Source organism: Ferrimonas marina (assembly GCF_900129905.1).
GTDB lineage: Bacteria > Pseudomonadota > Gammaproteobacteria > Enterobacterales > Shewanellaceae > Ferrimonas > Ferrimonas marina.
On sequence record NZ_FQXG01000006.1, the window covers coordinates 104,012 to 130,206 of the forward strand.

At 60.8% G+C, this 26,195-nt stretch carries 22 protein-coding genes and 1 pseudogene; 14 read left to right on the forward strand and 9 right to left on the reverse strand.

All coding sequences use genetic code 11. From position 1 onward, the window contains the following. Positions 1 to 147: 147 nt before the first annotated feature. Positions 148 to 693 carry a dihydrofolate reductase family protein gene (locus BUC04_RS15070; RefSeq protein ID WP_067659612.1) on the forward strand — a complete coding sequence of 182 codons (546 nt, stop codon included), beginning with the start codon at positions 148 to 150 and terminating at the stop codon, positions 691 to 693. Here the strand turns inward: BUC04_RS15070 and BUC04_RS15075 are convergent. Beyond that, entirely contained in the window at positions 684 to 1,109 is a 426-nt protein-coding gene (locus tag BUC04_RS15075) for a flagellar basal body-associated protein FliL (RefSeq protein WP_067659609.1), read from the reverse strand. The two genes, BUC04_RS15070 and BUC04_RS15075, sit on opposite strands and share 10 nt — an antisense overlap. A 106-nt stretch (positions 1,110 to 1,215) precedes the next feature. Here BUC04_RS15075 and BUC04_RS15080 point away from each other — a divergent pair, with 106 nt between their 5' ends. Next, on the forward strand, positions 1,216 to 1,779 hold the full coding sequence (locus tag BUC04_RS15080) for a chorismate--pyruvate lyase family protein (protein ID WP_067659606.1): 564 nt from the start codon (positions 1,216 to 1,218) through the stop codon (positions 1,777 to 1,779). An 86-nt stretch (positions 1,780 to 1,865) separates the two neighbouring features. Then, positions 1,866 to 2,294, forward strand: a complete 429-nt coding sequence (locus BUC04_RS15085) for a hypothetical protein (RefSeq protein WP_143165742.1) — start codon at positions 1,866 to 1,868, stop codon at positions 2,292 to 2,294. A 162-nt stretch (positions 2,295 to 2,456) separates the two neighbouring features. Here the strand turns inward: BUC04_RS15085 and BUC04_RS15090 are convergent, their stop codons facing one another. Next, positions 2,457 to 3,017, reverse strand: coding sequence for a hypothetical protein (locus tag BUC04_RS15090; protein WP_143165743.1), 561 nt, complete (start codon positions 3,015 to 3,017; stop codon positions 2,457 to 2,459). A gap of 9 nt (positions 3,018 to 3,026) precedes the next feature. Here BUC04_RS15090 and BUC04_RS15095 point away from each other — a divergent pair, with 9 nt between their 5' ends. The 3 genes from BUC04_RS15095 to BUC04_RS15105 all read left to right on the forward strand — a co-directional run bounded on the left by BUC04_RS15095 (position 3,027) and on the right by BUC04_RS15105 (position 8,332). Then, positions 3,027 to 3,323, forward strand: coding sequence for a heavy metal-binding domain-containing protein (locus BUC04_RS15095; protein ID WP_067659597.1), 297 nt, complete (start codon positions 3,027 to 3,029; stop codon positions 3,321 to 3,323). Between the two features lie 22 nt (positions 3,324 to 3,345). Next, the gene (locus tag BUC04_RS15100) at positions 3,346 to 5,001 is read left to right on the forward strand and encodes an efflux RND transporter periplasmic adaptor subunit (protein WP_067659594.1); all 1,656 of its coding nucleotides are present in this window, start codon (positions 3,346 to 3,348) and stop codon (positions 4,999 to 5,001) included. A gap of 184 nt (positions 5,002 to 5,185) precedes the next feature. Then, positions 5,186 to 8,332 (forward strand): efflux RND transporter permease subunit, encoded by a 3,147-nt coding sequence (locus BUC04_RS15105; RefSeq protein WP_067659591.1) that lies wholly within the window; start codon positions 5,186 to 5,188, stop codon positions 8,330 to 8,332. Positions 8,333 to 8,380: 48 nt separating this feature from the next. Here the strand turns inward: BUC04_RS15105 and BUC04_RS15110 are convergent, their stop codons facing one another. Then, a complete protein-coding gene (locus BUC04_RS15110; protein WP_159437700.1) occupies positions 8,381 to 10,024 on the reverse strand; it encodes a PepSY domain-containing protein in 1,644 nt (547 codons plus the stop codon). 136 nt (positions 10,025 to 10,160) lie between these two features. Between BUC04_RS15110 and BUC04_RS15115 the strand changes: the two genes are divergently transcribed. Continuing rightward, the gene (locus BUC04_RS15115; RefSeq protein WP_067659585.1) at positions 10,161 to 12,782 is read left to right on the forward strand and encodes a DUF2339 domain-containing protein; all 2,622 of its coding nucleotides are present in this window, start codon (positions 10,161 to 10,163) and stop codon (positions 12,780 to 12,782) included. A gap of 43 nt (positions 12,783 to 12,825) precedes the next feature. Here BUC04_RS15115 and BUC04_RS15120 read toward each other — a convergent pair whose 3' ends face one another. The 5 genes from BUC04_RS15120 to plsB all read right to left on the reverse strand — a co-directional run bounded on the left by BUC04_RS15120 (position 12,826) and on the right by plsB (position 19,442). Then, entirely contained in the window at positions 12,826 to 13,968 is a 1,143-nt protein-coding gene (locus BUC04_RS15120) for a coiled-coil domain-containing protein (protein WP_067659581.1), read from the reverse strand. 28 nt (positions 13,969 to 13,996) lie between these two features. Continuing rightward, on the reverse strand, positions 13,997 to 14,989 hold the full coding sequence (locus BUC04_RS15125; protein WP_067659578.1) for an FAD:protein FMN transferase: 993 nt from the start codon (positions 14,987 to 14,989) through the stop codon (positions 13,997 to 13,999). A 320-nt stretch (positions 14,990 to 15,309) separates the two neighbouring features. After that, complete coding sequence (locus tag BUC04_RS24095) at positions 15,310 to 15,744, reverse strand: hypothetical protein (RefSeq protein ID WP_067659575.1); 435 nt, start codon at positions 15,742 to 15,744, stop codon at positions 15,310 to 15,312. A gap of 514 nt (positions 15,745 to 16,258) precedes the next feature. Continuing rightward, complete coding sequence (locus tag BUC04_RS15135; protein WP_067659572.1) at positions 16,259 to 16,978, reverse strand: tRNA-uridine aminocarboxypropyltransferase; 720 nt, start codon at positions 16,976 to 16,978, stop codon at positions 16,259 to 16,261. 55 nt (positions 16,979 to 17,033) lie between these two features. Next, entirely contained in the window at positions 17,034 to 19,442 is a 2,409-nt protein-coding gene (gene plsB / locus BUC04_RS15140) for a glycerol-3-phosphate 1-O-acyltransferase PlsB (protein WP_067659569.1), read from the reverse strand. Positions 19,443 to 19,669: 227 nt separating this feature from the next. Here plsB and lexA point away from each other — a divergent pair, with 227 nt between their 5' ends. The 6 genes and pseudogenes from lexA to BUC04_RS15170 all read left to right on the forward strand — a co-directional run bounded on the left by lexA (position 19,670) and on the right by BUC04_RS15170 (position 25,151). Next, a complete protein-coding gene (gene lexA, locus BUC04_RS15145) occupies positions 19,670 to 20,293 on the forward strand; it encodes a transcriptional repressor LexA (protein ID WP_067659566.1) in 624 nt (207 codons plus the stop codon). After that, entirely contained in the window at positions 20,290 to 20,748 is a 459-nt protein-coding gene (locus BUC04_RS15150; protein ID WP_067659563.1) for a hypothetical protein, read from the forward strand. The genes lexA and BUC04_RS15150 overlap by 4 nt, the downstream gene beginning before the upstream one ends. Before the next feature lie 204 nt (positions 20,749 to 20,952). Next, positions 20,953 to 22,080: pseudogene (gene coxB, locus BUC04_RS15155) on the forward strand (cytochrome c oxidase subunit II); the annotation flags it as partial. Between the two features lie 31 nt (positions 22,081 to 22,111). Then, on the forward strand, positions 22,112 to 23,728 hold the full coding sequence (gene ctaD, locus BUC04_RS15160) for a cytochrome c oxidase subunit I (RefSeq protein ID WP_067659560.1): 1,617 nt from the start codon (positions 22,112 to 22,114) through the stop codon (positions 23,726 to 23,728). A 2-nt stretch (positions 23,729 to 23,730) separates the two neighbouring features. Next, positions 23,731 to 24,282 carry a cytochrome c oxidase assembly protein gene (locus BUC04_RS15165; RefSeq protein WP_067659557.1) on the forward strand — a complete coding sequence of 184 codons (552 nt, stop codon included), beginning with the start codon at positions 23,731 to 23,733 and terminating at the stop codon, positions 24,280 to 24,282. After that, positions 24,279 to 25,151 carry a cytochrome c oxidase subunit 3 gene (locus BUC04_RS15170; RefSeq protein WP_067659554.1) on the forward strand — a complete coding sequence of 291 codons (873 nt, stop codon included), beginning with the start codon at positions 24,279 to 24,281 and terminating at the stop codon, positions 25,149 to 25,151. The genes BUC04_RS15165 and BUC04_RS15170 overlap by 4 nt, the downstream gene beginning before the upstream one ends. 37 nt (positions 25,152 to 25,188) lie before the next feature. Here the strand turns inward: BUC04_RS15170 and BUC04_RS15175 are convergent, their stop codons facing one another. Next, positions 25,189 to 25,395, reverse strand: a complete 207-nt coding sequence (locus BUC04_RS15175; protein WP_067659551.1) for a DUF2909 family protein — start codon at positions 25,393 to 25,395, stop codon at positions 25,189 to 25,191. A gap of 24 nt (positions 25,396 to 25,419) precedes the next feature. Between BUC04_RS15175 and BUC04_RS15180 the strand changes: the two genes are divergently transcribed. Then, positions 25,420 to 26,133, forward strand: coding sequence for an SURF1 family protein (locus tag BUC04_RS15180; RefSeq protein WP_073325979.1), 714 nt, complete (start codon positions 25,420 to 25,422; stop codon positions 26,131 to 26,133). The last annotated feature ends 62 nt before the right edge of the window (positions 26,134 to 26,195 follow it).

Below are 26,195 nucleotides of genomic sequence, written 5' to 3' on the forward strand. Positions count from 1 at the left end.
TGCTGCCCGCCGGTCTTCCTCGTTTTTTCTGTTTGACACTCATGCTGCTGGCTCGCTAATCTGAATTAAATCTACACTGTAGAATTTTAATTGAACCGGACGGTTTCGACAAGCCTGGCCCGGCACACAGCATGATTGAGGTTTCCCATGAGCAACGTTGTTTATATCGCCACCAGCCTGGATGGCTACATCGCCGATCAACAAGGAGGGCTGGATTGGTTGCACAGCTTACCCAATCCCGAGGGCAATGATTTTGGGTTTGCGGCGTTCGTCGACAGCGTGGATGCGCTAGTGATGGGGCGTACCACCTTTGAGACGGTGCTGAGCTTTGGCATCGACTGGCCCTACAGCAAGCCGGTATTTGTCCTCTCCAGCACCTTGCGCGAGGTGCCCAGTGAGCTGGAGGGCAAGGTGGAGATCGTGAATGGGCCTGTGAAGGAGCGGCTGGCGGAGCTCAACGCCCGTGGTTTCCGGCGGCTGTACATCGATGGCGGTCGCACCATCCAAAGCCTGATGGCAGAGGATCTGATTGACGAGCTGATCCTGACCCGGATCCCGGTGGTGCTCGGTGGCGGGGTGCCGCTGTTTGGCGCGTTGCCCAAGGCGCAATGGTATGAGCATGTCACGACTCAGGTGCACATCGACCAGATGGTGATGAGCCACTACCGTCGCCGGCGTGAGGCTCAGTCGTAGAGGTATTGGGTAAACAGCAGGTTGGCCACCAACGGCTGGCCGGTTTCCTGTTCCAATAGCAGGTTGATGGTGTCGCGACACTTTTTGCGGATCTGCTCGCGACCGGCCAGGGACTTGATGGTGGATTCGGCCTGCTGACCGAGGATCTCGATCACCGCCGCTCGGATCAGCGGCGCATGATGCTCCACCAGCGCCATGGTGTCGGCGTCCTTCAACATCAGCTCTACCGTCACCCGCACGTAACCAAGGCGGTGCCCTTCACTGATGTAGTTGGTGACGATCTCCGGCTCCAGCCCATAGTAGCCATAGTTGTCGTGCAGCAGGTCCTCCGCCGACAGCGACTCGTTCTGCGCCCACGCAGGGCCAAAACCGATAAGCAGACTGGCAAGTGCCAGGAAAATAACGCGTTTCACCATGTCATTCCGGAGGGATTAAGTGCCAACGACTGTAACGGCAGCGGGGTGGCTTTGGCAAGGTGTGCGCTTTTGCTACTATGGGGCGTTGTTACTGGAAGGATCGTGCATGCAAGCCTTGGATCTCGCCCCCGAACCGGCCCCATCGCCCGCTTTGGCGTTGTGGCTGCGGGACCCCAATTCACTCACTCTCCGGCTCAAAAGCTTGTGCCGTCGCTTCGACGTGGAGCGGCTGCGGGAGTGGCGGGGGCCGGCGATGCGTGCCGGGCCAGATTGGCAGCAGGGCGACCCGCTCTGGCATCGTGAGGTGTTGCTCAAGCTGGATGGTGTGCCCTGGGTCTACGCCCTGACCGAGGTCCCCTTGGCCACCTTTGCCGCCGGTGATATCGACTTCCAGAATCTCGGCAGCCAACCCCTCGGCGAGGCCCTGTTCGGTGCCAGCCAGATGCGGCGTGGACCGGTTGAGGTGGCTCGTTACGCCATGGATAGCCGTCCGGCGATGGTGGCACTGAGCGTCGGCCAGCAGCCGGTCGAGGGCCTCTGGGGCCGCGGCCGAACCTTCCGTTTGTCCGGTCGAGCCCTGCGGGTCAACGAGGTTTTCCTGCCCTATGCCGAGCAGCGCCTGGGCAGCAGCGGGAACCAAAGGTCCAGTGGGGAACCTAAAGGGGTGTGATCCTGCTCTAGCTCTCCCTAACCTGGTATTGGCCCAGGTGAGGAAGTGAGCCACACTGATCTCACAAAGGAAAACGAGGCACACCGATGCGATTGATGAGCTTGATGCTGTTGATTGTCGCCCTGATCAGTCAGGGTGCGGTGGCCCGTATCCATCTGATGCCCTCCACCCCCAACCCGGCCACCGAGGTCAGCGTTGAGGCGGAACATGGCCATCACGGCCACCAGGCCCATCATGCTTCCCATGGCGCGCACCACGCCGAGCCTGATTGCCACAGCCCCAAGCCGCCGGTTGCCGATTGCTGCCAGTCCAAGGCAGCAGACAATCAGCACCATGATGCCGGCCAGCCCTGCAATGGCGACTGCGGTCACTGCGTGGTCTTCAGTCCTGCTGGTGTGGCCCTACCCACGCTGGCCCTGCCCATGGGACTGCCGGTCCCTCAGCGGGCAAACACCCTGCTTTTAAGCTTCAGTTCCGTCTCCCTCAGCAGCGACAGCAAACCCCCCATCGCCTGATCACCCCCTATTTCTGATCCACTGTTCGGACGCCCATCGGGTGCGCCGATGCATTGCCATGAGGCCAATAGGCATCCTGGTAAACCGGCCCTTGGCCACTATTGAATGAATTTGGAGTGATCCATGATCTCGCTGTACTCCCGTGCCGTGGCTGTTATTGCCCTAGCATTTTCCCTGACCCTGTCGCCCGTTACCCTGGCGACCCCGGCTCACCTGGCTGCCCTTCAGGCAGAGCAATCTGGCCACCATTGTCCTCATGCCAAGCACCATGCGGCTGAAGGTGAGACCAAGTCTTGCTGTGCCAAGCACCAGGGTAAGCCCTGCCCCCATGCGGCTCAGCATGGCCATCACCATGCCGCTCAAGGTGAAGCCAAGGCCTGCCCGCACCATGGCAAAGCCAGCGCCGACAAAGGCTGCTGTGGTCAGGCCAAGGGCGAACCCTGCCCCCATGCGGCTCAGCATGGCCATCACCATGCCGCTCAGAGTGACGCCAAGGCCTGCCCGCACCATGGTAAAGCCAGCGCCGACAAAGGCTGCTGCGGTCAAGCCAAGGGTCAGCCCTGTCCCCATGCCACCCAGCATGGCCAGCACCATGCCGAAGCCAAAGCTTGCCCGCACCACGGCAAGGCGACGGCCGACCGAGGCTGTTGTGGCCAGGCCAAAGGTGCGTCCTGCCCCCATGCCGCCCAGCATGGCCACCAAGCGATACAGGAAGGGAGCCACGCCTGCCCGATGCACCCGCGAGTGACCGGCATTGCCGGCGATGAATGTCCCAAGTGCGGTATGGCGCTGGAGCCCGTTGCTCAGAGCCATGGCCACGCAGATACCCACGCCTGCCCCATGCACGCCAAGGTGACTGGCATTGCTGGCGACGAATGTCCCAAGTGCGGTATGGCGCTGGAGCCGCTGGTGGCCAGCCATCACTGCCCCATGTGTCCCGGCGTAACAGGCCAGGCCGGTGACACCTGCCCCCACTGTGGCATGAACCTGGAGCCCATTGAGGGCCAGCTGGGCCACGGTCAACACTAAGGCGATCAAGGGAGAGCCTGTTATGTGCAAACAACATCACGCCGGCGCGCCGCGTCGTCGAACTTGGGGGCTGGCGCCGGTTGCGCTGTCCATCAGCCTGGCCTTTGGGATGGCGTCGGTACCGGTGTCCCTGGCACAGGCGCAGCCCGTTGCCTCTGCAGTGGCACAGCAGGCTCATTCCCACGCCTGCCCGATGCATCCGGATGAGACCGGCATGGAAGGGGATCGCTGCCCCATCTGCAACATGTTCCTGACGGAGGCCGAGGCGGCAGAGTCCGCTCATGACCATGCTGCTCACGATCATGCCGGCCACGACCACAGCGGTCATACCCACGCCTGCCCGATGCATCCGGATGAGACCGGCATGGCAGGGGATCGCTGCCCCATCTGCAACATGTTCCTGACGGAGGCCGAGGCGGCAGAGTCCGCGCATGAGCACTCTGGACACGATCACAGCGGCCAGGATATGCAGCTGGATCCGCTGCCCACTGCCCCGGCCTTTGACAGCCAGGTCAGCAGTGGCGAGGCGACCATCAAGTACGTCTGTCCGATGCATCCGCAGATCGTTTCCGATGTGCCCAGCACCTGTCCCATCTGTGGCATGAACCTGGAGAAGGTGGAGATGGGCACGGCCAGCGAAGAGGTGGTGGTGGGCGTTTCCGGCGGCATGCAGCAAGCCCTCGGGGTGCGCACCGAGGTTGTCGAGCGGGGCACCCTGTGGCGCTACATCAAAACCCTGGGTACGGTGCAGTACAACGAGGATGCCATCAGCCACGTCCATACCCGGGTGACCGGATGGGTGGAACAGTTGGGCGTCACCACAGTGGGACAGCGAGTGGAACAGGGCGATCTGCTCTACCAGCTGTACTCACCGGAGCTGGTCAATGCCCAGGACGATTACCTGCAGGCGATGGACTACATTGGGGCCGATCCCCGCCGAGGCAAGGAGTTGCTACGCAAAGCCCGTTTGCGCCTGGAGCTGCTGGGCATGAGTGACTCGGTAATCAACCAGTTGGAGCGCAGTGGCGAGAGCCTGTACCGGGTGCCGTTCTATGCCCCGCGCAGCGGTATCGTCAGTCAGCTCAACGTGCGTGATGGCATGTATATCCAGCCTGGCGAGACCCAGATTGAGCTGGTGGATCTCTCCACCGTCTGGGTGATCGCCGACGTGTTTGAGAATGAACAGAGCTGGCTGGAGCTGGGGCGCCCGGCGGATGTGACTGCCGCGGCCCAGGGGCTATTCGAGATTGAAGGGCAGATCGATTACATCTATCCCGAGCTCGATCCGGTCACCCGCTCCATGCAGGTGCGGGTCAAGCTCGATAATCCGGGCCAGCAACTGCGGCCGGGTTCGCTGGTGGACGTCGAGCTGTACGGTGGTCCCAGTCGTAATCTGCTGATTGTGCCGACCGAAGCCTTGATCCTCACCGGCCGTGAAAACCGGGTGGTGGTGCAGCGGGAGGACACTGGCTTCGCTTCGGTGCCGGTGCGCCTGGGGATGATGAGCCAGGGCCGGGCCGAGATCCTGGAAGGGCTGAACGACGGCGATCGGGTGGTGGTGTCTGGCCAGTTCCTGCTCGATTCGGAAGCCAGCATCCAGGGCAGCCTGCGACGGATGAGCCAGGCCAGCTCGGAGCCCGCGGAGGGGACAGACCCCCACGCCGGCCACAACCACTGATAGGGGCGCAGCATGCTTGAGAAAATCATCAGCGCCTCTCTGCGTCAGCGGCTATTGAATGGTGGTGCTTATCATCAGCGCCCAGGTGAGGAGGCGCTATGTTAGAGAAAATTATCAGTGCCTCTCTGCGTCAGCGGCGGTTGAATGGTGGTGCTTATCATCAGCGCCCAGGTCAGGAGGCGCTATGTTAGAGAGAATTATCAGTGCTTCTCTGCGCCAGCGAGCGATGGTCCTTATCATCACCGCGGTGGTGGCTCTGTATGGCTGGCAGGCGATGCGCAGCACCCCGCTGGATGCTTTGCCAGACCTGTCCGATGTCCAGGTGATCATCAAGACCTCCTACCCGGGCCAGGCGCCCCAGTTGGTGGAGGATCAGATCACCTACCCGCTTTCCACTGCCATGCTGGCGGTGCCCGGTGCCCAAACCGTTCGCGGCTTCTCCATGTTTGGCGACAGCTTCGTCTACGTCATCTTTGAGGATGGCACCGACATCTACTGGGCCCGCTCACGGGTGCTGGAGTATCTGTCGCAGATCCAGGGGCAGCTGCCGCCGGGGGTGACCCCAGCGCTGGGGCCGGATGCCTCCGGGGTCGGCTGGGTCTACCAGTACGCCCTGGTGGACCGTACCGGCCAGCTTGATCTGGCCCAGTTGCGCTCGCTGCAGGACTGGTTCATCAAGCTGGAGCTGCAAAGCGTTGCCGGGGTGTCCGAGGTGGCCACTGTAGGTGGCATGGAGCAGGCCTACCAGATCGTGGTGGACCCCCATAAGCTGGCGCTCTACCAGCTGGACCTGATGGCAGTGAAGCAGGCACTGGACAGCGCCAATGCCTCGGTGGGGGGCTCGGTGATCGAGATGGCCGAGGCGGAGTACATGATCACCGCCGCGGGCTATCGCCAGTCACTGCAAGACTTCGAGGAGATCCCGCTGGGGATCCTGTCTGAATCCGGCACCCCGGTGCTGATGAAGGATGTGGCCCAGTTGCGTACCGGCCCCGCGGCCCGACGGGGCATCGCCGAGCTGGATGGCCAGGGCGAGGTGGTGGGGGGCATCGTGGTGATGCGCTACGGCGAGAACGCCTTGACCACCATCGAGAACGTCAAGGCCAAGCTGTCTGAGATTGAGGCCGGCTTGCCGGAGGGCGTGGAGCTGGTGGTGACCTACGACCGCTCCGAGCTGATCCTCAGCTCCGTCGATAACCTCATGAACAAGGTGCTTGAGGAGATGCTGGTGGTAGCGCTGGTGTGTCTGGTGTTCCTGCTGCATGCCCGCTCAACCCTGGTGGCGGTGGTGACCCTGCCGCTGTCGATCCTGATCAGCTTTATCGTCATGGGCTGGATGGGGGTCAATGCCAACATCATGTCATTGGGGGGGATCGCCATCGCCATCGGTGCGGTGGTGGACGCCGCCATCGTGATGGTGGAGAACGCCCACAAACACCTGGAGCATTATCGAGAGCAGCATGGCAAGGCGCCGGAGGGCGAAGAGCGCTGGCGCTTGATCAAAGCCGCTTCGGTGGAGGTGGGGCCGGCGCTGTTCTTCAGCCTGCTGATTATCACCCTGAGCTTTATCCCGGTGTTTGCCCTGGAGGCCCAGGAGGGACGGCTGTTCCACCCGCTGGCCTACACCAAGACCTTTGCCATGGCGGCCTCAGCGGTACTGGCGATCACCTTGATCCCGGTGTTGATGGGCTACTTTGTTCGCGGCCGTATCCCGGATGAGCGCAAGAACCCGGTCAGTCGACTGCTGATTGCGCTCTACCAGCCCGCCCTCAAGGCAGTACTGCGCTTTCCCAAGAGCACCCTGGTGGTGGCGCTGCTGGCCCTGGCCAGTGCCTGGTATCCCATGACCCAGATGGGTTCAGAGTTCATGCCAGAGCTGGAGGAGGGGGATCTGCTTTACATGCCCACCACCCTGCCGGGCGTCAGTGCCGGTAAGGCGGCGGAGATCCTGCAGCAGACCGACCGGCTGATCAAAACCGTACCCGAGGTGAAGCGGGTATTCGGCAAGGTAGGCCGGGCCGATACCGCGACGGATCCGGCCCCGCTGACCATGCTGGAGACCACCATCATGCTCAAGCCGCGCAGCGAATGGCGCGACGGGCAGACCATGGAGGGGATCATTGCTGACCTGCAGCGCACCGTGAAGGTACCGGGGATCACCAACGCCTGGGTGCAGCCGATCAAGACCCGCATCGACATGCTCTCCACCGGGGTGCGTACCCCCATCGGGGTCAAGGTGTCCGGGGCGAATGTCGAGGAACTGGAGCGCATTGGCGCCGAAGTGGAAGCGATCCTGGCACCGTTGCCGGGCACCACCTCCGCCTTTGCCCAGCGCACCGGTGGTGGCCGCTACATCGACATCGAGCCGAACCTGACCGCTGCCGCGCGCTATGGCATGACCCTCAAGGACATTCAGGACGTGGTGCAGATGGCCATCGGTGGCATGACCGTGGGTGAGTCGGTGCAGGGACAGGAGCGCTACCCCATCAACATCCGCTACCCGCGGGAGTTGCGGGACGACATCGACAAGCTGCGCAACCTGCCGGTACTGACCAAAACCGGGAAGTACGTGCCGCTGCAGAACCTGGCGAGCCTGACTATTTCCGATGGTGCGCCGATGCTGGCCAGTGAGAACGGCCGGTTGATCTCCTGGGTCTTTGTCGACATCCAGGGGCTTTCCATCGGCGAGTACATTGAGCAGGCCCGCGCGGCGCTGGATCAGCAGTTGCAGCTGCCGCCACGCTACTCGGTCAGCTTTGCCGGCCAGTACGAGTACATGCAGCGGGTTGAGGCCAAGATGGAGCTGGTGATCCCGATGATGCTGGCGGTGATCTTCCTGCTGCTGATGATGACCTTCGGCTCGGTGGCCCAGGCTTCGGTGATCATGCTCAGCCTGCCCTTTGCCCTGGTGGGCAGCGCCTGGCTGCTGTACCTGCTGGAGTTCAATCTGTCGGTGGCGGTGGCGGTCGGCATGATTGCCCTGGCCGGGGTGGCTGCGGAGTTTGGGGTGGTGATGCAGGTGTACCTGAACAACGCCATCAAGGCCCACCGGCAGCGGGGACAGATGCGCCATGAGCAGGATTTGCGTGAGGCCCTGCTTGAGGGGGCGGTGATGCGGATCCGGCCCAAGGCGATGACGGTCGCCACCATCTTCTTCGGCCTGCTGCCGATCATGTGGGGCAGCGGGACCGGCAACGAGGTCATGCAGAAGATCGCAGCGCCTATGGTAGGCGGTATGGTCACCGCGCCATTGCTTTCACTGTTCGTGATCCCGGCGATCTACCTGCTGCTGTACCGCAACCGGCTTGAGTCAGTAGGGCAGCCTCGCTAACTGCCAGAGTCTTCCTGGTGAGAAAAAGGGTGCCCATGGCACCCTTTTTTATTGTTGCTGGCAGGCCAGGCGCCAGCCCTTGGCCAACTGTTTTTCACTCAGATGGTGGACCTCTGCCTTGGATGCGACGCCAGGGTTTTCCAATCTGACCCGGCAGCGGCCACATTGACCGGTGCCGTCGCAATCGCTGGGCGGTGGCTGACCCTGCTCGTTGAGCGCCTCGAGCAGGTTTTGACCCTCGGCTAGCACTAGGGTCCGGGTACCATTGGGTCCCAGTACGATCCGGTGACGCTCGGGATCGCGGGCTCTATGGGGGCGCAGCTTAGTGAGCATCATTATGCCAGAGCCAACCAGCAGCAGGCTCAGCAGGCTGAACGCCCAGATCAGCGGATGGTTGAAGCCACCGGTACCCAGGTAATCCATAAAGTGCAGCTTGAGCATCCAGTGCTTTTCCAGGGTGTGGCGGTTGTTGTGGCCGATCAGCCGGCCATCAACCGCACTGACGTAGATGCGGGTGCTCAGGTCATCATCCAGTTGCACTCGCCACAGCGAATCCTGCTCTCTGGTGCGTTCTGCACTGCGCTGCAGCCATTCGACGGCAATGACGCTGCCCGGGCCTCGATAGCTGGCCAGGGCGATGCGCTGGGCCCGCTCCGCATCAACAACAAAGGGGGCGCCGCTTTGGGCGTGGACTAAGGACAGATCCTGGCTGAAGTGGGGATAGAGCGCCCGATGGTGGACCAGTTGATACACCGGTTCGCCATCGATCAGGCTCAGGTCAAGCTGGCGGATTGGCAGCTGGGTGGGGAGTGCGCTGGGTTCGAGCAAGGGGCCATGAGGCAGAGCTGAGCTCGACGGGGCCTGCCAGTACTGTCGGCCCGCCAAGCGCTCATGATCGACCCAACTGAAGTACAGGCCGGTGCTGGTCCAAATCAGCATCTGCAGACCGACCAGGTTTGCCAGCCAGCGGTGCCAGCGGGGCAGGCCAAAGCCAGGATAACGTTGCTGCTGACGTCGGTAGAGCAGCGCGACGCCGGCGAGCAACGCCAGCAACGCCAGGCCAGAGGCGATCATCAGCAAGGGGTTATTGATGTCCGCCCCATCGTCGTAGTCGAGGATATGCAGTCGCCACAGCAGATCAAACCAGCGCCAGGGATCGTGACGTTTGCTGACCAGCTCACCGGTGGCCTGCGAGATGTAGAGGCTGGTATGACGCCAGTCATCAAAGTTGATGCGCCAGACCGGCAGATGACGGGGGCTCAGCTCGTCAGTGGCCTCGGTGTCGAGCAGTTGCACATCTTGGATCGCCGCTTCGCCACGATAGGCAGCCAGAGCTGCCCGGATAGCCTGCGCCTCACTGATGGGCGGTAGTGGCTTGCCACTGCTGGCATCCAATCGACGTTGGCCTTCCGGAGTCTCTACCAGGTACTGCCACTGTTCGGCCACCTTGCTGAGGCTGATGGCGGTGCTCTCTGGGTAGTCTCGCAGCAGGGTTTGGGCGGATTGAGGGGCAATGTCCAGCGTCGGCTGCGGCAGAGAGACCAGTTCATCGCCGTGAATCGAGTGAATGTTGGTGAGCGCAAAGTAGCTGCCACTGATGGCCCAGATCGCCATCTGCAGCCCAACCAGAATCATCAGCCAACGATGCAGTCGCCGCGGCAGTCGCCAAGCCGCTCTTAGGGTCTTAGCCACCCACATTGCCTCCCTGGCAGTAGCTCGTGGCTCAACATGCTAAAGAGTGCTGTTCATTTCCACAAGTTACGACAGCGATTGTGTTTTTCTTCTTGAAGGGAGACAGTGTTAGCGAACAGAGGAGTGAGGAGAGGCAATGGAACTGCTGATCTTTGGGATGGTCGCGGCATCGCTGGGTGGTGTGGTTTTGGCTTACCTGGCGTTTTTCGGTCTGAGGACGCTGCAGCAGGAAGTGCGGGGGTTACGTCAGGAGGTCGTCCTGTTACGCCAGCGCCTGCTAGCGCTGGAGCCAAGCCCGCCAACGCCGGCCAGTACGGGTGTGGACAAGGTGATCAAAGCGGCTGTTGCGGACTCCCCTCCTGCTGCTGAACCCTCTGGCAGAAGCGCACAACCTGAGCCTCTGCCAGCAGCCTCCCTGGGCCTTTCCCAACTGGACGAGTTTGCCGGCCAGCTATCGCAGAGCACCAGCGCATGGCTGAGCTTTGTGAAGACTCATTGGATGATCCTAATTGGCGGTTGCTCTTTGGCCCTGGCGGGGATCTTTCTGATCCATTACTCGGTCGAGTCTGGTTTGCTGAGCCCACCATTGCGGGTGGGCTTGGCTGCACTGTTTGGTTCGGGTTTGATCGGCCTGGCCAGTTGGCTGAAGGAGCATCGGGCGGATGGCCGTATTCACCCGGCCTGTGCCGGCGCAGGGGTGTTAATCCTCTATGCCTGCGCGCTGGCCAGCGGGCCGCTGTATGGCTGGTTGCCGCCAGGCTGGGCCTTTGCATTGTTGGGCCTGGTATCAGCCTTTGCCATGGGCCTGGCACTGCGACACGGCCCGGTGCTGGCAGCCATTGGTATCCTCGGGGCCTTTGCGGTCCCACTGTTGATTGATACGGGCAGTGATAATGTCGCGGCAGCGCTGGGCTATGCGTTGATCGTCGCCGCCGGCGGCTTTGCCCTGATGCGATGGGTTTACCGTGACTGGCTTTGGTGGGGCGTATGGCTGTTAGCCTTGGCCTGGTTGGTGCTGTCACTGACACAACCGGAACAGGCATCGGGATTGCGCAGCCTTTATCTGGTATCCCTGGCCTGGATGGGATTGGCCTTTCCCCTATTAGGATTGGGACTGACCCAGTATCGCTGCGCCCTGGCGCGACCAAGCTGGATGCAATATAGCCTGACCGCCTTATGGCTGATGCTCGCCATTGCCCAATGGGCCGTCATGTCGTTGGAAGCACACTCCTGGTGGCGCTTTGCCGGTGCGGTTCCACTGTTTGTGCTGGCGCTACTGGTATCACGGCACCCTATCCCCGGAGGGCGGTACTGGCCATGGATTGCGTTGTTGCCTCCCATTCTTGAGCTCACAGCCCAGCTGCCGTCGCTTACACCACTCTATGTCGAGGGACAGATTAGCTATCTGCTGATGGCCGCAGGCTATGGCTTGTTTGCCCTGGTTGCTGCGGGAAGCCTGGCATGGCATCAAGGGCGCGGCCAATGGGCCCTGCTCTGCTGCCTGGTCCCCTTGTTGATGATTGTGCTGGTGGATCTTCGCTTATCGGGGGTTGCCGGTGGCTTCCTGCATTGGTCTGTCTCCCTGGGTCTTTCATCTCTGTTTGCTGCCGTCTTGTGGCGCTGGCGTTCCAGAGCAGCCGTGGAGGCCCGTGCTGGCGGTGCAACGATCAGTGCCATCCTGTTGCTGGCCGTTCAGGCAGCACTGACCCTGACCTTGGTCGCTGGCTTTGCGGAGCTGCGCCTGACCCTGGCTTTGGCACTGCAGTGGCTCAGCTTAGTGCTGCTGTCCCGTTACTTTGAGCAGGGGCTACCAGCGCGGGCCCTGGACTGGGCCGCCAGAGGTTTGCTGACGGCGGTGGTGCTGAGGTTAACCTTGAATCCGTGGCTGCCAGACTATGGCGCGACGCCGCTGGCGCTGCTGCTGACCTACCTGGGCTGCTTCGTGATGGCCTTGGTTACCCTGGTTCAGTTATATCGCCAGCAAAGCGATCCTGTCCTGCGTCGCAGCTTTGAAGCCGGCGTGGTGCAGCTGGCGATGCTGGCCTTGATTGCCGCCACGCGCTATCAGCTCTATGGAGACCTGTTCGCAGCTCAGCTTTCCTGGCTGGAGTCCGGCATATATGTCATGGCCCTGCTCGCTGGGGCTGCGCTTTACCGCTGGCGGGGACAGCGGGACGACCATCGCTTCCTGGTGTGGCTGTCGGAGTTGCAGCTGGTGCTTGGCCTGCTCCTATACGCTGCCTTTGCGCTGTTGCAAAACCCGGTTCAGGTGGCGCAATCGGTTGGAACGACCCCGTTCTGGAATGTTCTGCTGCTGATGTACGGCGTGCCGGCACTGCTTTTGGGTCTGTTGGCCTGGCAGCGGGATGATGCCCATCGGTACGATCTGGTTTGGCTCGCGGCTTTGGCCTCCGGGGTGTTTGTGGTGCTGGAGATCCGTCACCTATGGCACGAAGGGCTGCAACCGGGCCAGCCTATTCTGACCGGTGAGCTCTACAGCTATTCGGCCCTGGGGCTGCTGGTGGGGATTGGCGTGATGCTGTTGGCTGCCCGGCGCGGCTTAACCAAGCTGCGGCGGATAGGAACCGTGGTACTGCTGGCGGTCATAACCAAGATCTTCTTTTGGGACATGGCCGATCTAGATGGTCTCTGGCGAGTCGCCTCCTTCCTCGGCCTGGGCGTCAGCCTGCTCGGTATCGCCTATCTCTATAACCGGGCGAACCTGGAGCTGTCCGGCCAGGGCCTGGAAAGCCAATAAAAAAGCCCGCCGAAGGGCGGGCTTGATATCGCGGTGGATGGGCTTAGCCCAGCGGTGCGATGGTGTGGATCTCGGTGCTCAGGGTGCAGAGACCAACCTGGTCCCAGTTCACATCAGCCGGGTCAAAGTCTTCGCCGGCGCCGAAGCCCGGGATCGGCTGGTAGTCCAGGCCGCCCAGGGAGGTCGCCTTGTAGTCCAGGGTACCCAGCAGGCGGGCACCTTGGTTACGGCCAGCCTTGTCGCTGTTGCTGTGGTCATACTCGTAGTAGTGGAAGCGCACGTCGCCGTTCATCACCATGTTGTAGCAAGTCAGGTTGTTACCCATGATGTTCATGTTGGTGCGGTAAACGCCGTCGTCGCCCTTGATCAGGTTGTAGCCGAAGATGGCGGTGTTGGGCAGCTCCTCGTCCAGCGCCTCGCCGGTGGCACGGTCCACCTTATTGACGGTGACTACGGTCTTCACACCCATCTGGTTGCTGTACTTGTTCAGGCTGTAGGCCTTGCCGTCGTTGGGGAACATCGCTTCGATGTGCTGGCGGCCTTCCAGTTCGCAGGCCTGGGCCAGCTCGGTCACGCCACCCTCTTCCGCTTCTACCCACTGGTAGTGATCGAACATGCCGCTCAGGCGCTGGGCCAGGTAGTCGGCATTGAGGTAGGAGCTGGACTCATAGAAGGGCGCACCGGAGGCGCCGGAGATGGCGTCCGGCTTGGACGGATCGATCGGCAGGGTCGGATCCTGCGGGTCACCCGGATCAACCGGAGACTCGTCGTCGTGCGGATTGGTATGGCAAGAGGCACAATCACCACTTTGGGTCAGCTCATTGTCGTGCTTGGCATCGTCCGGAGCGTAGGCGCCTCCGGTGTGGCAGGCGGCACAATCGTTGCCACGAGGAGCGGCGGTGTCAAAGCGAACAGTCTGGCCGTAGGCGTTGGTGACGGGCAGGTTCGGATCCACGTAATCGAAGTCGATGCCAGCCTCGGCGCACTGCTGCGGGAAGGTGCTGATGTAGCCTTCCGCTTTCTCTTGCAGCGCCTCGTTGTTCTCTACCAGCGCGGCATTCTCGCCCTGCAGGCGCTCGATCTCCGCCTTCAGTGCGGAATCATCGTGGTCATCAGAGCTACAGGCACTCAAACCCAGCACGGCGACGCAGGTCAGGCTGAGGGCAAAGGTTTTTTTCATCATCATCCATTTCTCTCTTGGTAATTCGGGCGCGTTATCCCGCGCCTCTGATTTGCACAAAAGCCGGGCTTTCATGCAGAACAAGTTGGCCATCACGTACCTCCACCAGCATCAATGCCATGTTGAGCTCGGTGGCCATTGCCAGGGCCGCTTCAACACCCAGCACCGACGCTGCAGTGGCGTAGCCGTCCGCCCGCATGCTGCTGCTGTGGATCACCGTGGCTGAAGCGATGCCGTTGCTGATTGGCATGCCGCTACGAGGGTCGATCAGGTGGGAAAAGCGCTGTCCGGCGGATTCGAAGTAGTTGCGATAGTCACCAGAGGTGGCCACGGCGCTGTTGCCAGGCTCGATGATCAGCAGGTGATGTTGTCCCTCGGAGTCCGGGTGCTCGATGCCGATCCGCCAGGGACTGCCATCGGCCTTTACTCCCTGAACTCGCATTTCACCCCCCACGTTGATGAGGAAATCCCTAATTCCGCTCTGTACCAGCAGCTCAGCAATCTGATCGACCGCAAAGCCCTTGGCGATGGCACCCAGGTTGACGGTGAGCTCCGCGGACTGCTTGACCAGGTGTTGATCTTCGAGCTTGAGCCGATGCATGCCAGAACGAGCCAGTGCCTGTTCAATCTCGGACTGGGCCGGAGGGGTGGCGGTTTCGCCCTGGGCTCCGAACCCCCACAGCTCGACCAGCGGGGCGATGGTGACGTCCAGGGCACCATGCGTTTCGTGGTGCAGCAGGATCGCCTCAGCCATGACGGTGGCAAATAGGCCATCTACCGGGGTGCCATGCTCGGAGCGGTTGAACTGACTGAGCTGAGATTCGGGGTCGAAATGAGACATGCTGGCGTTGACCTCGACCAGCAGTTCCTCTACCCCTGCCTTGAGCTTGGCGGGATTGCGCGGGTACAGCGTGCTCCAGTGGATCTCGTAGGCTGAGCCCATGGTGTGACCATGGATCTGCTGGTGTACCGGCTGACCCCAGCAGGTGGCAGAAATGAGGCTGATGAGCAGGAGCCAGAGGCGCATAGATTTCCGTCTTGCACAATTCCAATGACGGTCATTCTTGGCCTATCTCCGACTTGTATCCGTGAGCGATCTCACCTTGTTTCCTCAACAAAATGAGCAATGTTCCAAACCATGCACTGGCTCCATTGGCGTAGGGTTTGGGAAAGAAATTGTTTTTTTACCGTCGCTTGGATGGGGTCGAGTTCACTTTATCGGGGAGTCACGGAAGTCGGTATGAGCGGGGTTCGTGCGCGGCGTCATGGAAGGTTTGTGATAAAGGCAGCGGAGCCGCCCAGCCAGCCCCGCTTATATGGTTTTGTCTGGTGGATACCTGGGCTCGATTACTCTTCGAGTTGCTTCTCCAGCTCAGCTTTCTGTTTCTCCACCTCGTCGCTGGCTTCATCGTAAGCGCCCTGGGTGGCGTCGACCGCGTCATCGTAAGTGCCCTGGGTAGCGTCGACCGCGTCATCGTAAGCGCCCTGGGTGGCATCGACCGCATCATCGTAGGCGCCCTGGGTGGCATCGACCGCATCATCGTAAGCCCCTTGGGTGGCGTCGACGGCATCGTCGTAAGCACCCTGGGTCGCATCAGCAGCGTCATCATAAGCCTCACTGACTTTCTGAGCGGCGTCGTCATAGGCCTCGCTGGCTTTAGCCTTCATCTCTTCCGCCTTGCTCTCCATCTCCTCCTTGTCTTGCTGCGAGCAGGCAAACAGGGTGAGGGTGGCGAACAGCATGGCCAGCAGACAGGTGGCGGAACGCTTCAATCGAGTCATGGGGATCTCCTAAACGCAGGTTGAGCCAAGCCTAGCTCATTAGCCCGATTTTTGTGGGCTTCAGGGTGTGGATAACTCAGTTGACAACTTTGTTGGAGGCTTGACACATAAGCGTTCTGAGCCTGTGGGTTTTGTCGAATAATTGAACACCTGTACCAAGGGGCAAGGCGAACTCGAAGGAAGAAAGGCTTGTGCTTTGCTGACAGATAGGCTAGCCCAATGGCTGTCAAGCCCAGAGCTGGCGGGCTTTTCGGCGATTTCTAAGCTGCCAAAAAGAGGCTGGAGTACGCGTATTTGGGTTGGGGTTCGAAAAATTGCCTTTGCCCTGCGTCAAAGCCTTGACATCGAGGGGTAACAAGGGATCCGAAATGTGGATAACCTCAAATATCTTCCGCTTAAGATTCCACTGGAGAGATCCACTGTAAGCGCTTTACTCACTAGCGTGATCTCCTTACCTAAGCTGCCAATATTGGATCCTCTGCGTTATCGATAACAGCAGAGGAGGATCTCCGGTTCACTCCATTCGCGCCAGAAACTCGAACGCCTCCCCCTCACTGCTTACCGCTTTTTGTCGCTTGCCGGCGTAGTAGCGCTGGGAGAACACCTCGAAGTAGGCATCCAGTACCTGGGCATTGCGTTGATCATCCATTAGGGCCAGGACCTGCGCGGCCACCTCCGCCGTGGCCAACTGATGGGGGTGGGCAGCGCTGCGCAGGCCGTAACGACTGGCCACATCCGGATCGATCGACAGCACCGGCAACTGTGCCAGGTAGCCACTTTGAAACATCCGCCGAGCCTGCTTCCAGGTGCCGTCCAGCAAAATGGCCAGCGGGCGTTTGCCCGGTTGTGTTGGCACCCGGTGGTGTACTCGATGTGTCTCGGCGTGGGCTTCGGGGAACACCAGAAACGGCGCCAGGCTTGGGTCCTGCAGCAGTGCCAGCAGCTCGGGATCCGGCTCGGTACGATCCCAGGCAAAGGCCCGGGTATCCGGCAGGATCTCCGCGATCAACCGACCGGTGTTGGTGGGCTTCATCGGCTCCTTGTGGTGCATCAGCAGACAAAACTGCAATGCACTGGTGCCGGAGCGGGCCCACTCGCAACAGCAATGGGCCTCGGCGATCTGGCAGCGGGGGCAGCGATTAACCGTGGCCCCCCGTGCGGCAAAGGGGCGGGTGGACAACGCCAGACGCTGCTGACGCAGATCGAGCACCGCATTGGCATGGCTGGGTTTCATCGGCATCAAAAAAAGGGCGTTGCCGCCCTTTTTCTCTTGGATTGAGGTGCGTGGCTTAACGGGCCTGCTTCAAGGTATTTTGGACCGTGGTGGTCAGGATCGGCACCACGATCTCGCACAACTCGGTGACCCGCTCCCGATCGGCCTCTTCGCCCAGCAGCCCCAGCTCCTTGAGTCGGGTGGTGAGGGTGGCGAACACCTTCTTATCGAAGAACTCCGGTGCGCTGATCCCGTGCAGCTTGGACATCCGCTCTGCCAGGGCCTGGCTTTCCTTCTCCAGGGTGCTGCGTTCGATCTCCGGCTCCTGCTGCAGACGGGTCAGTACGATGGCATAGCGCTGGGCCGTCTCCTGGATGAGATCCGCCAGGTTGCACAGCTCGGCGCGGCGGTGTGCCTTAGGCTGCAGCCCATCCTCTTGCTCTTCCAGCAGTTCATGGCGAAGCAGTTCGTTGATGGTGCCTTGCAGGTACTCGGTCAGTTCTTCCTGATCCAGGCCCATGAACAGCTCGGCCTGAAGCAGCGGGTAGATCGCCTGGATCTGTTCGATCAGCTCACTGCGATGCAGCGGACCACGACGCAATAGCAAGCCGGCGATCAGCGCTGGCAACACCAGCAGGTGCAGGGTGTTGTTGCGGTAGTAGGTCATGGTGATGGCATTGCCATCGAGGATGCTGATGATCTCGCCCATGCCATCCTGGCTGACCTGGAACTTGTTCAGATCCAGCACCGTCTGCAGAACCTCTTTGCCATCCCCAACCGGCACCGTAGTGCGCGGGGTGTAGGGCACGGCCCGGAGCAGATCCAGGTAGAGATCCAGCTGACGCTCCAGCGCTTTGCGCTCCATGGCGTGCTGCTCGGTGGCCAACAGGATGCTGGCGGTCAGGGTCATGGCGGAGGCGGCAGCGGCGTCATTGATGTTGCACATCAGCTGGCTGGCCAGGCGATTCACCATGGGAGTCAGCCACGGCTGCTTCTCGTTCTCGGCAAACTCTTCACGCCAGTTAGGCTGCTGTTCATTGATGAACTGGTGGATGGTGATGGGATCACCGAAGTTCACGTAGCCCTGGCCGTAGTTGCGCAGCTTGCGAATGGCGGAGAAGATCTGCCAGGCGCTTTCCTTCTCTTTCTTCTTGCCCTTCAGCTCCTTGTGATAGGAGGCGACCTCCATCACGTGGTCGTAGCCCAGGTATACCGGCACCAGGGTGACCGGGCGCTCCATACCTCGCATGACCGAATTGACGGTCATGGCGATCATGCCGGTCTTGGGCGGCAGCAGACGACCGGTGCGGGAGCGGCCGCCTTCGCAGAAGTACTCAACGGAGTATCCGCGCTTGAACAGCTGGTCGAGGTACTCACGGAAGATGGTGGAGTAGAGCTTGTTGCCCTTGAACGAGCGGCGGATAAAGAAGGCGCCACCGCGACGGAAGATCGGGCCCGCGGGCCAGAAGTTGAGGTTAACCCCGGCGGCGATGTGCGGCGGTACCATGCCCTGCTGGTAGATCACGTAGGACAGCAGCAGATAGTCCATGTGGCTACGGTGACAGGGGACGAAGACCACCTCGTGGCCATCCTGCGACAGCTGACGCACCTGCTCAGCACCACGGACATTGATCCCCTTGTACAGCTTGTTCCACAACCAGGTCAGAACCCGATCTCCGAGTCTGACCAGGGTGTCGCTGTAGTCGGCGGCGATCTCATCCATGTACTCCCGTGCCCGGCGTTTGGCCTTGAGCTCGGAGATCTTCTTGCTGCGCATTTCCTCTTCAATCGCGGCCTTGATGGCCGGTGAGGCAAGCAGGCTATGGAACAGGGCCTGACGGTCTGGCAGGCGCGGGCCGGTGGCCACGGTGCGCTGGCGGCCGAAGTGGACCCGGGCTACCCGGGCCAGCTTCTGGGCAATGGTGCCATCGGTGCCGTGCTTGTCCGCCATATGGCGCAGGGATACGGCGCGGGAGAAGCGGATGAAGTTGTCGCGACCCAGCATCGCCAGGATGAAGGTTTTGCGCAGCCAGGAGGGGTGACCATTGTTGAGCAGCGTGGCACTGACACTCTCCTCTCCCTTGCCAGGCTTACGGCCCCAAAGCAGGCTGACCGGTACCACCTGGGCATCCAGTTCGTCATGCTCCCGGTGCAGTTGCAGCAGGCGTTCGAAACGGGCCTTGAAATCGGTCTTGTCGCCTTTGCCAAACAGCGGCTTGGAGGGCTGCAGCGCCACCAGCCGGCTGACCTCCTCACCGTTAACCACCAGCGGCTCGAACGGGCTGGGCAGACCCAGCTTCTGGCAGCAGTCGTGCAACGCCAACCGGTCGGAAAAGGAGTCGTGCGGCAGGACGTACACGATGGGTCGGGCAGGATCCAGATCCAGCTCCTCAATGGGGTGCTCCGGTACGGTCTTGCTGCTGACCAGCAGTCGCTGGATGGCGGCCACCGGGCGTTGCCAGTAGTTGAGGGTCTCGTTGCTCACGGGAAAGGCTTCTTGGGGCTATTGAATAAGTTGCGCAGAGTGTACACCCAAAGTCCCCAATAGGCAGCAAGCACGCATGGGCGAGGAGAGATTTGTCCGTTGTGGTCGGCGCAGTTGGCAGCATATTTCCAAGTGGAAAAGGGATTTAAAGCAAAATTGCTGTTGAAATCACCAGTTACCTGTATATGATTACAGTATCAACACTGTACAGATAAACAGGAATGTCCATGAAGCCGCTCACGCCGCGTCAGTCGCAAGTCTTCGATCTGATCCGCAAACACTTGCAGGACACCGGCATGCCGCCCACCCGGGCCGAGATTGCCCGTGAGCTGGGCTTCCGCAGTGCTAACGCCGCCGAGGAGCACCTCAAGGCGCTGGCGCGTAAGGAGTACATCGAGATTGTACCTGGCACCTCTCGAGGCATCCGTATCCTCTACAACGAGCCAGAGCCGGAGCAACTGGGACTGCCGCTGATCGGTCGGGTCGCCGCCGGTGAGCCGATTCTGGCCCAGGAGCATGTGGAGTCTCACTACCAGCTGGACGCTTCGCTGTTCCGTCCTGAAGCCAACTACCTGCTGCGGGTACGCGGTGATTCCATGAAGGAGATCGGCATCCTCGATGGCGATCTGCTGGCGGTCCACCAGACCCAGGAGGCCCGTAACGGCCAGGTGGTGGTGGCCCGTGTCGGTGAGGACGAGGTAACGGTCAAACGCTTTCAAAAACAGGGCAACGTGGTCTATCTGCACGCGGAAAATGCAGAATATGAGCCCATCGTCGTGGATCTGGAACACACCCCACTGGCCATCGAAGGGCTGGCGGTCGGTGTGGTACGCAATGGAGATTGGCAATGATGAAAACCCAACAAGGCGCGCAGATAAATCACCCTGGCTTGTGGCAGTCGCCACGCAATGAGTGGCCTGAGCTGGCATCCGTAGGCTGTCACCCGCGCAATGTTGGGTTGCAGTTCCAGCGTATGCTGCCGCAACTGGCTGAACTGGCACAGCGCCCGGGTTGGGTGGTGTTGATCAACCCTCCGGCGGGCGATCTGGGCTCACTGCTGCGCGGTGCCGGTATCGAACCCCAGCGAGTACTCAAGGTACGCTGCGGCGACGATGTCGAGGCCCAATGGGCGCTGGAGCAGGCCATGGTAGGCGGCACCTGCTCGCTGGCATTGGCTTGGTTGCCGTCCCTGGCCAGCCGTGATCAGCGCCGTCTGCAACTGGTCCAGAAGCGCGCCAGCTGCCCCGCTATCCTGTTCCACGGGCAGGGCCAGGCGCCGCTGCAGATGGCGAACCCTGTTCATTAATGAATGGCACCAAAAGTAAAGTGTGATCTTGATCAAGCCTTATTCAGGGGTTAGCTTAGAAGCGTCGTTATCAAATAACTACTAGGCAGCTGTAAGGCAGACGTTGCGCGAGCGGAGAAGCGCATGCCCATGCCCATTTTGGGGAAGGAGCTTGCATGGAGCCGCGAAGTACCGTGAGGGCTCTTTCTGGACGTTGCGAGAGCAATGCTCAGAGGAGACGTTTCTGTGAAGTACACGCTGTTGGGCTTGATTTTCGCCTGCGCGGCTTTGCCCGCTCATGCCGAAAAAGCGCTCTGGAATATGACGCCAGGCGTTACCGAAATCAGTCAGCAGGTTTATGGCCTGCATATGACCATCTTCTACATCTGTTGTGTGATTGCCGTGCTGGTGTTTGGGGTAATGATCTACTCCCTGCTACACCATCGAAAATCTAAGGGCGTTACACCCGCAAACTTTCATGAAAGCACCAAGGTCGAGATCGCCTGGACGGTGATCCCCTTTCTGATCCTGATTGGTATGGCGATCCCCGCCACCAGCACCTTGATCGCCATGGAAGACCCCTCCGATTCCGATCTGACCATTCAGGTCACCGGCTCCCAGTGGAAGTGGCACTACCAATACTTTGGCCACGATGTGGGCTTCTACAGCCTGCTTTCCACCCCCAAAGAGCAGATCGAGAACCAGGCCGACAAAGGCGAGAACTACCTGCTTGAGGTGGATAAGCCCCTGGTGATCCCGGCCAATCGCAAAGTTCGATTCCTGATGACCTCCGATGACGTTATCCACTCTTGGTGGGTACCGGCCTTTGCGGTGAAGAAGGACGCCAACCCGGGCTTCATCAACGAAGCCTGGACCAAAGTGTCTGAGCCTGGCACCTACCGAGGCCAGTGTGCCGAGCTATGCGGCAAGGACCATGGCTACATGCCCATTGTGGTTGAGGTGTTGCCCGAGGCTGAGTTCGACCAGTGGCTGGCCGATCAGAAGAATGCGGCCAGCGCGGCAGCGCAAGCGGAGCAGGCCTCACTGGCACAAACCCTGACCTTGGAAGAGTCCATGGCATTGGGTGAGCAGGTCTACATGGGTCGTTGCGCCGCCTGCCACCAGCCCAACGGCATGGGCCTACCGGGTGTTTTTCCTGCCATCAAAGACAGCCCCATCGCACTGGGGGATACCACTGCCCATATCGACATCGTGGTCAACGGCAAAGCCGGTACCGCGATGCAGGCCTTTGGTAGCCAGCTGAGCCTGAAGGAACTGGCAGCGGTGGTGACCTACCAGCGTAACGCCTGGGAGAACGGGACTGGGGATGTAATCCAGACCACCGAAGTCGACGCCGTGGCTGGCCAGTAGCAGGAGAATAACAATGACAACGGTTACTAAAGAGCAACAGCTCGACGAGCTGGGGCGCATTGAGACACACGAGGAGCAGCACCACGGCGAACATCCCAAGGGGATAATGCGCTGGCTGCTGACCACCAACCACAAAGAGATCGGCACCCTCTACCTCTGGTTCAGCTTCGCCATGTTCCTGGTGGGCGGTGCCATGGCGATGGTGATCCGCGCCGAACTGTTCCAGCCCGGCTTGCAGTTGGTGGATCCTCACTTCTTCAACCAGATGACCACGGTGCACGGTCTGATCATGGTGTTCGGCGCGGTGATGCCGGCCTTCACCGGCCTGGCCAATTGGATGATCCCGATGATGATCGGGGCGCCGGACATGGCCCTGCCACGGATGAACAACTGGAGCTTCTGGATCCTGCCCTTTGCCTTCGCTTTGCTGCTGGGCAGCCTGTTCATGGAGGGGGGCGGCCCGGCCTTCGGTTGGACCTTCTACGCACCGCTGTCCACCACCTTCAGCGGCAACTCCACCGCCCTGTTCGTGTTCTCGGTTCACATCATGGGGATCAGCTCCATCATGGGGGCCATCAACGTGGTGGTGACCATCGTTAACCTGCGTGCCCCGGGCATGACCTGGATGAAGCTGCCGCTGTTCGTCTGGACCTGGCTGATCACCGCCTTCCTGCTGATTGCGGTGATGCCGGTGCTTGCCGGGGTGGTGACCATGGTGCTGACTGACAAGTACTTCGGCACCAGCTTCTTTGATGCCGCCGGTGGTGGTGATCCGGTGATGTTCCAGCATATCTTCTGGTTCTTCGGTCACCCCGAGGTGTACATCATGATCCTGCCGGCCTTTGGCGTCATCTCCGCCATCGTCCCGGCGTTCAGTCGCAAGAAGCTGTTTGGCTATGCCTCCATGGTGTATGCCACCGCCTCCATCGCCGGCCTGTCGTTCCTGGTGTGGGCTCACCACATGTTTACCACCGGCATGCCCGTGGCGGCCGAGTTGTTCTTCATGTACTGCACCATGCTGATCTCGGTCCCCACCGGGGTGAAGGTGTTTAACTGGGTGGCCACCATGTGGCGCGGCGCCATCAGTTTCGAGGCGCCGATGATGTTCTCGCTAGCCTTCATTGTGCTGTTCACCATCGGTGGCCTATCGGGATTGATGTTGGCGATTACGCCGGTGGACTTCCAGTACCACGACACCTACTTCGTGGTGGCACACTTCCACTACGTGTTGGTGACCGGTGCGGTGTTCTCCATCATGGCGGCGGCCTACTACTGGCTGCCTAAATGGACAGGTCACATGTACTCCGAATCGCTGGCCAAGTGGCACTTCTGGTGCTCCATCATCTCGGTCAATGTGCTGTTCTTCCCGATGCACTTCCTCGGCTTGGCGGGCATGCCACGGCGGATCCCGGATTACGCGCTGCAGTTTGCTGACGTCAATCAGGTGGTCTCCATCGGCGGCTTTGCCTTTGGCCTGTCCCAGTTGATCTTCCTGGCGCTGGTAATCAAGTGCATCCGCGGTGGTGAAAAGGCCCCGGCCAAGCCCTGGGATGGGGCGGAAGGGTTGGAGTGGACGGTGCCGTCGCCGGCGCCACTGCACACCTTTGATACTCCGCCGGTGGTGAAGTAGTCATGGCTTCGCGCAGCGAAAACAAACGCCTGGTCACCACCCTGTTGCTGGTGGTGGTCGGGATGTTTGGCTTCGGCTTCGCACTGGTGCCACTTTACGATGTGTTCTGCGAGATCACCGGGATCAACGGCAAGACCTCGAACGTGGCGGCGGTGGCCAGCGAGCAGGTGGACAACGAGCGCCTGGTGACGGTGGAGTTTGTTACCTACGTGCGCGGCGACATGCCCTGGCAGTTTGAGCCCAAGATCGAACGCATCAAGGTGCACCCCGGCGAGACTCACCAGGTCTCCTTCCTGGCCAAGAACCTATCCGGTGGTGACACCGTGGGCCAGGCGATCCCCTCGGTCAGTCCGGGCACCGGCGCGCTCTATTTCTCCAAGATCGAATGCTTCTGCTTTAACAATCAACCGCTCCCTGCGGGCGAAGAAACGGAAATGGGGTTGGTTTTTTACGTGGATCCGGCGCTGCCTGAGTCCATCGGTACGCTGACCCTGTCTTACACGCTGTACAACATCACCGACAAGGTGGGCGTGGCCAAGGAGAGTCAAACATGAGTCAATACCAACGATACTACGTCCCGGCGCAGAGCCCCTGGCCCATTGTCGGTGCCGTCGGTCTGTTCCTGATCGCCTTGGGGGCGGCCAACTACGTTGCCAGCCTGCCTGAGGGGGGCGGCTTTGGTGGCATCACCCTGCTGGCGGGGATAGCCGTTATTATCTTTATGCTGGTGGGCTGGTTCCGCAATGTGATCGACGAGTCGATGAGCGGTCTTTACTCCAGTCAGATGGATCGCTCCTTTCGCCAGGGGATGACCTGGTTCATCTTCTCCGAGGTGATGTTCTTCGGTGCCTTCTTCGGTGCCCTGTTCTACGCCCGTATGGTGGCCATTCCCTGGCTGGGTGGGGCCGGCAACAACGCTGAAACCCATGCGGTGCTCTGGCCAGCCTTCGAGGCCCTGTGGCCGCTGGTGAAAACCCCGGATGGCGGCACTACCACTGCTATGGGCTGGACTGGCCTGCCGCTCTACAACACCATCATCCTGGTGATCTCATCGGTGACCCTGCACTTTGCCCATGTCGGCCTAGAGCAGAACAAGCGCAAGGCGCTGACCGCCTGGCTGGCTTTGACCATCGTGTTGGGCTTGGCGTTCCTGGCGCTGCAGGTGGAGGAGTATATCCATGCCTACCAGGAGATGGGGCTGACCTTGAGCTCCGGGATCTACGGCAACACCTTCTTCCTGCTGACCGGTTTCCACGGCATGCATGTGACCCTGGGGACCATCATGCTGATTGTGATGTTTTTCCGGGTGTTGAAGGGCCACTTTACCCCGGACAACCATTTTGGCTTCCAGGCCACCAGTTGGTACTGGCACTTCGTTGACGTGGTTTGGCTGTGCCTGTTTGTGTTTGTCTACGTGCTGTAACCCTCCTCCGGGATGGGCGCTTGGCGCCCATCCCACCTCAATAGGGTCTGGGATTCATCGGCAGTACGCCGGCTCCCAAGGCCACCAGCAGCAGTAGCATCACCAAGGCAGAGAAGGCCACGCGGCGCCCCAGGTAATGGGTCATGGGCCGCTTGCCGCGGATCATCGCCACCCCCGCCCAGACCAGGTTAAACAGGATGTAGAGCAGTAGCAGAACAATGATGCCTTTGATGAGTGTGACCATATCGCTTCCTTGTGGGGGCCCGGCATGTTGAGGGCCTCAGTGGGTCTATTGATTACTCTGCTGAGCTTTGCCCTGCTGGTCAAGCTGGGGCTCTGGCAGCTGGATCGGGCCGAAGAGAAGCGCGCTTTGATGGCGCAACTTGAGGCGCGGCAGCAGCAAAGCCTGAGCTGGCCGCTGGATGACGACGACCTGGCTGGCTACCGCCTTGGTATTGAGGGGCGCTGGCTCAGTGAGCATGGCTTGCTGTTGGAAAACCAGGTGCTGAATGGTCAGGTGGGTTACCGCTGGCTGGTGCCCTTCGAGGTTTCTGCCCAGCAGCCCTGGCTGCTGGTGGACCTCGGCTTTGTGCCGGCGCCGATGCAGCGGACCGAGTTACCTGTGCTGCCGGCCTTACCGGAGTATGGGGCGGTTGAGGGGCGCCTGACGCAGCCTGGGACCAACCGCTTGGCCATGGCGCTATTGCCGGAAGCCGGTATCACCACCCGGATCCAGGCGCTGAACTGGCCAGAGCTGACGCAATGGTTTGAGCACCCCTTGGTGCCGGCGGTGCTTTGGCTGGAACAGCCATCTGAGCTGGGTTTTGAGCGGCCCTGGCGGCCAATCAACCTCAGTCCGGAGAAACACCAGGCGTACGCGCTGCAGTGGTTTTCCCTGGCAGCGGCCTGTCTGGTGATCGCGTTGATCGTCGCTTGGCGCGGGCGCTTGCAACCCGCCCAGCGGGTCGATAACTTGGGATAGTAAGGGATCTCACCATAGTGAGTTGTTGTCACCCGCGGTACCGGTGATGAGATATGCGTTCT

Coding starts and splice junctions, on each gene's coding strand:
- BUC04_RS15175 (WP_067659551.1), bottom strand. CDS start 25,395: ATGGTCACACTCATCAAAGGCATCATTGTTCTGCTACTGCTCTACATC.
- BUC04_RS15135 (WP_067659572.1), bottom strand. CDS start 16,978: ATGAAACCCAGCCATGCCAATGCGGTGCTCGATCTGCGTCAGCAGCGT.
- BUC04_RS15115 (WP_067659585.1), top strand. CDS start 10,161: ATGGAACTGCTGATCTTTGGGATGGTCGCGGCATCGCTGGGTGGTGTG.
- BUC04_RS15180 (WP_073325979.1), top strand. CDS start 25,420: ATGTTGAGGGCCTCAGTGGGTCTATTGATTACTCTGCTGAGCTTTGCC.
- BUC04_RS24095 (WP_067659575.1), bottom strand. CDS start 15,744: ATGACTCGATTGAAGCGTTCCGCCACCTGTCTGCTGGCCATGCTGTTC.
- BUC04_RS15100 (WP_067659594.1), top strand. CDS start 3,346: ATGTGCAAACAACATCACGCCGGCGCGCCGCGTCGTCGAACTTGGGGG.
- BUC04_RS15125 (WP_067659578.1), bottom strand. CDS start 14,989: ATGCGCCTCTGGCTCCTGCTCATCAGCCTCATTTCTGCCACCTGCTGG.
- BUC04_RS15070 (WP_067659612.1), top strand. CDS start 148: ATGAGCAACGTTGTTTATATCGCCACCAGCCTGGATGGCTACATCGCC.
- BUC04_RS15080 (WP_067659606.1), top strand. CDS start 1,216: ATGCAAGCCTTGGATCTCGCCCCCGAACCGGCCCCATCGCCCGCTTTG.
- BUC04_RS15085 (WP_143165742.1), top strand. CDS start 1,866: ATGCGATTGATGAGCTTGATGCTGTTGATTGTCGCCCTGATCAGTCAG.
- BUC04_RS15105 (WP_067659591.1), top strand. CDS start 5,186: ATGTTAGAGAGAATTATCAGTGCTTCTCTGCGCCAGCGAGCGATGGTC.
- BUC04_RS15165 (WP_067659557.1), top strand. CDS start 23,731: ATGGCTTCGCGCAGCGAAAACAAACGCCTGGTCACCACCCTGTTGCTG.
- BUC04_RS15150 (WP_067659563.1), top strand. CDS start 20,290: ATGATGAAAACCCAACAAGGCGCGCAGATAAATCACCCTGGCTTGTGG.
- BUC04_RS15095 (WP_067659597.1), top strand. CDS start 3,027: ATGCACCCGCGAGTGACCGGCATTGCCGGCGATGAATGTCCCAAGTGC.
- lexA (WP_067659566.1), top strand. CDS start 19,670: ATGAAGCCGCTCACGCCGCGTCAGTCGCAAGTCTTCGATCTGATCCGC.
- BUC04_RS15120 (WP_067659581.1), bottom strand. CDS start 13,968: ATGATGATGAAAAAAACCTTTGCCCTCAGCCTGACCTGCGTCGCCGTG.
- BUC04_RS15075 (WP_067659609.1), bottom strand. CDS start 1,109: ATGGTGAAACGCGTTATTTTCCTGGCACTTGCCAGTCTGCTTATCGGT.
- BUC04_RS15170 (WP_067659554.1), top strand. CDS start 24,279: ATGAGTCAATACCAACGATACTACGTCCCGGCGCAGAGCCCCTGGCCC.
- ctaD (WP_067659560.1), top strand. CDS start 22,112: ATGACAACGGTTACTAAAGAGCAACAGCTCGACGAGCTGGGGCGCATT.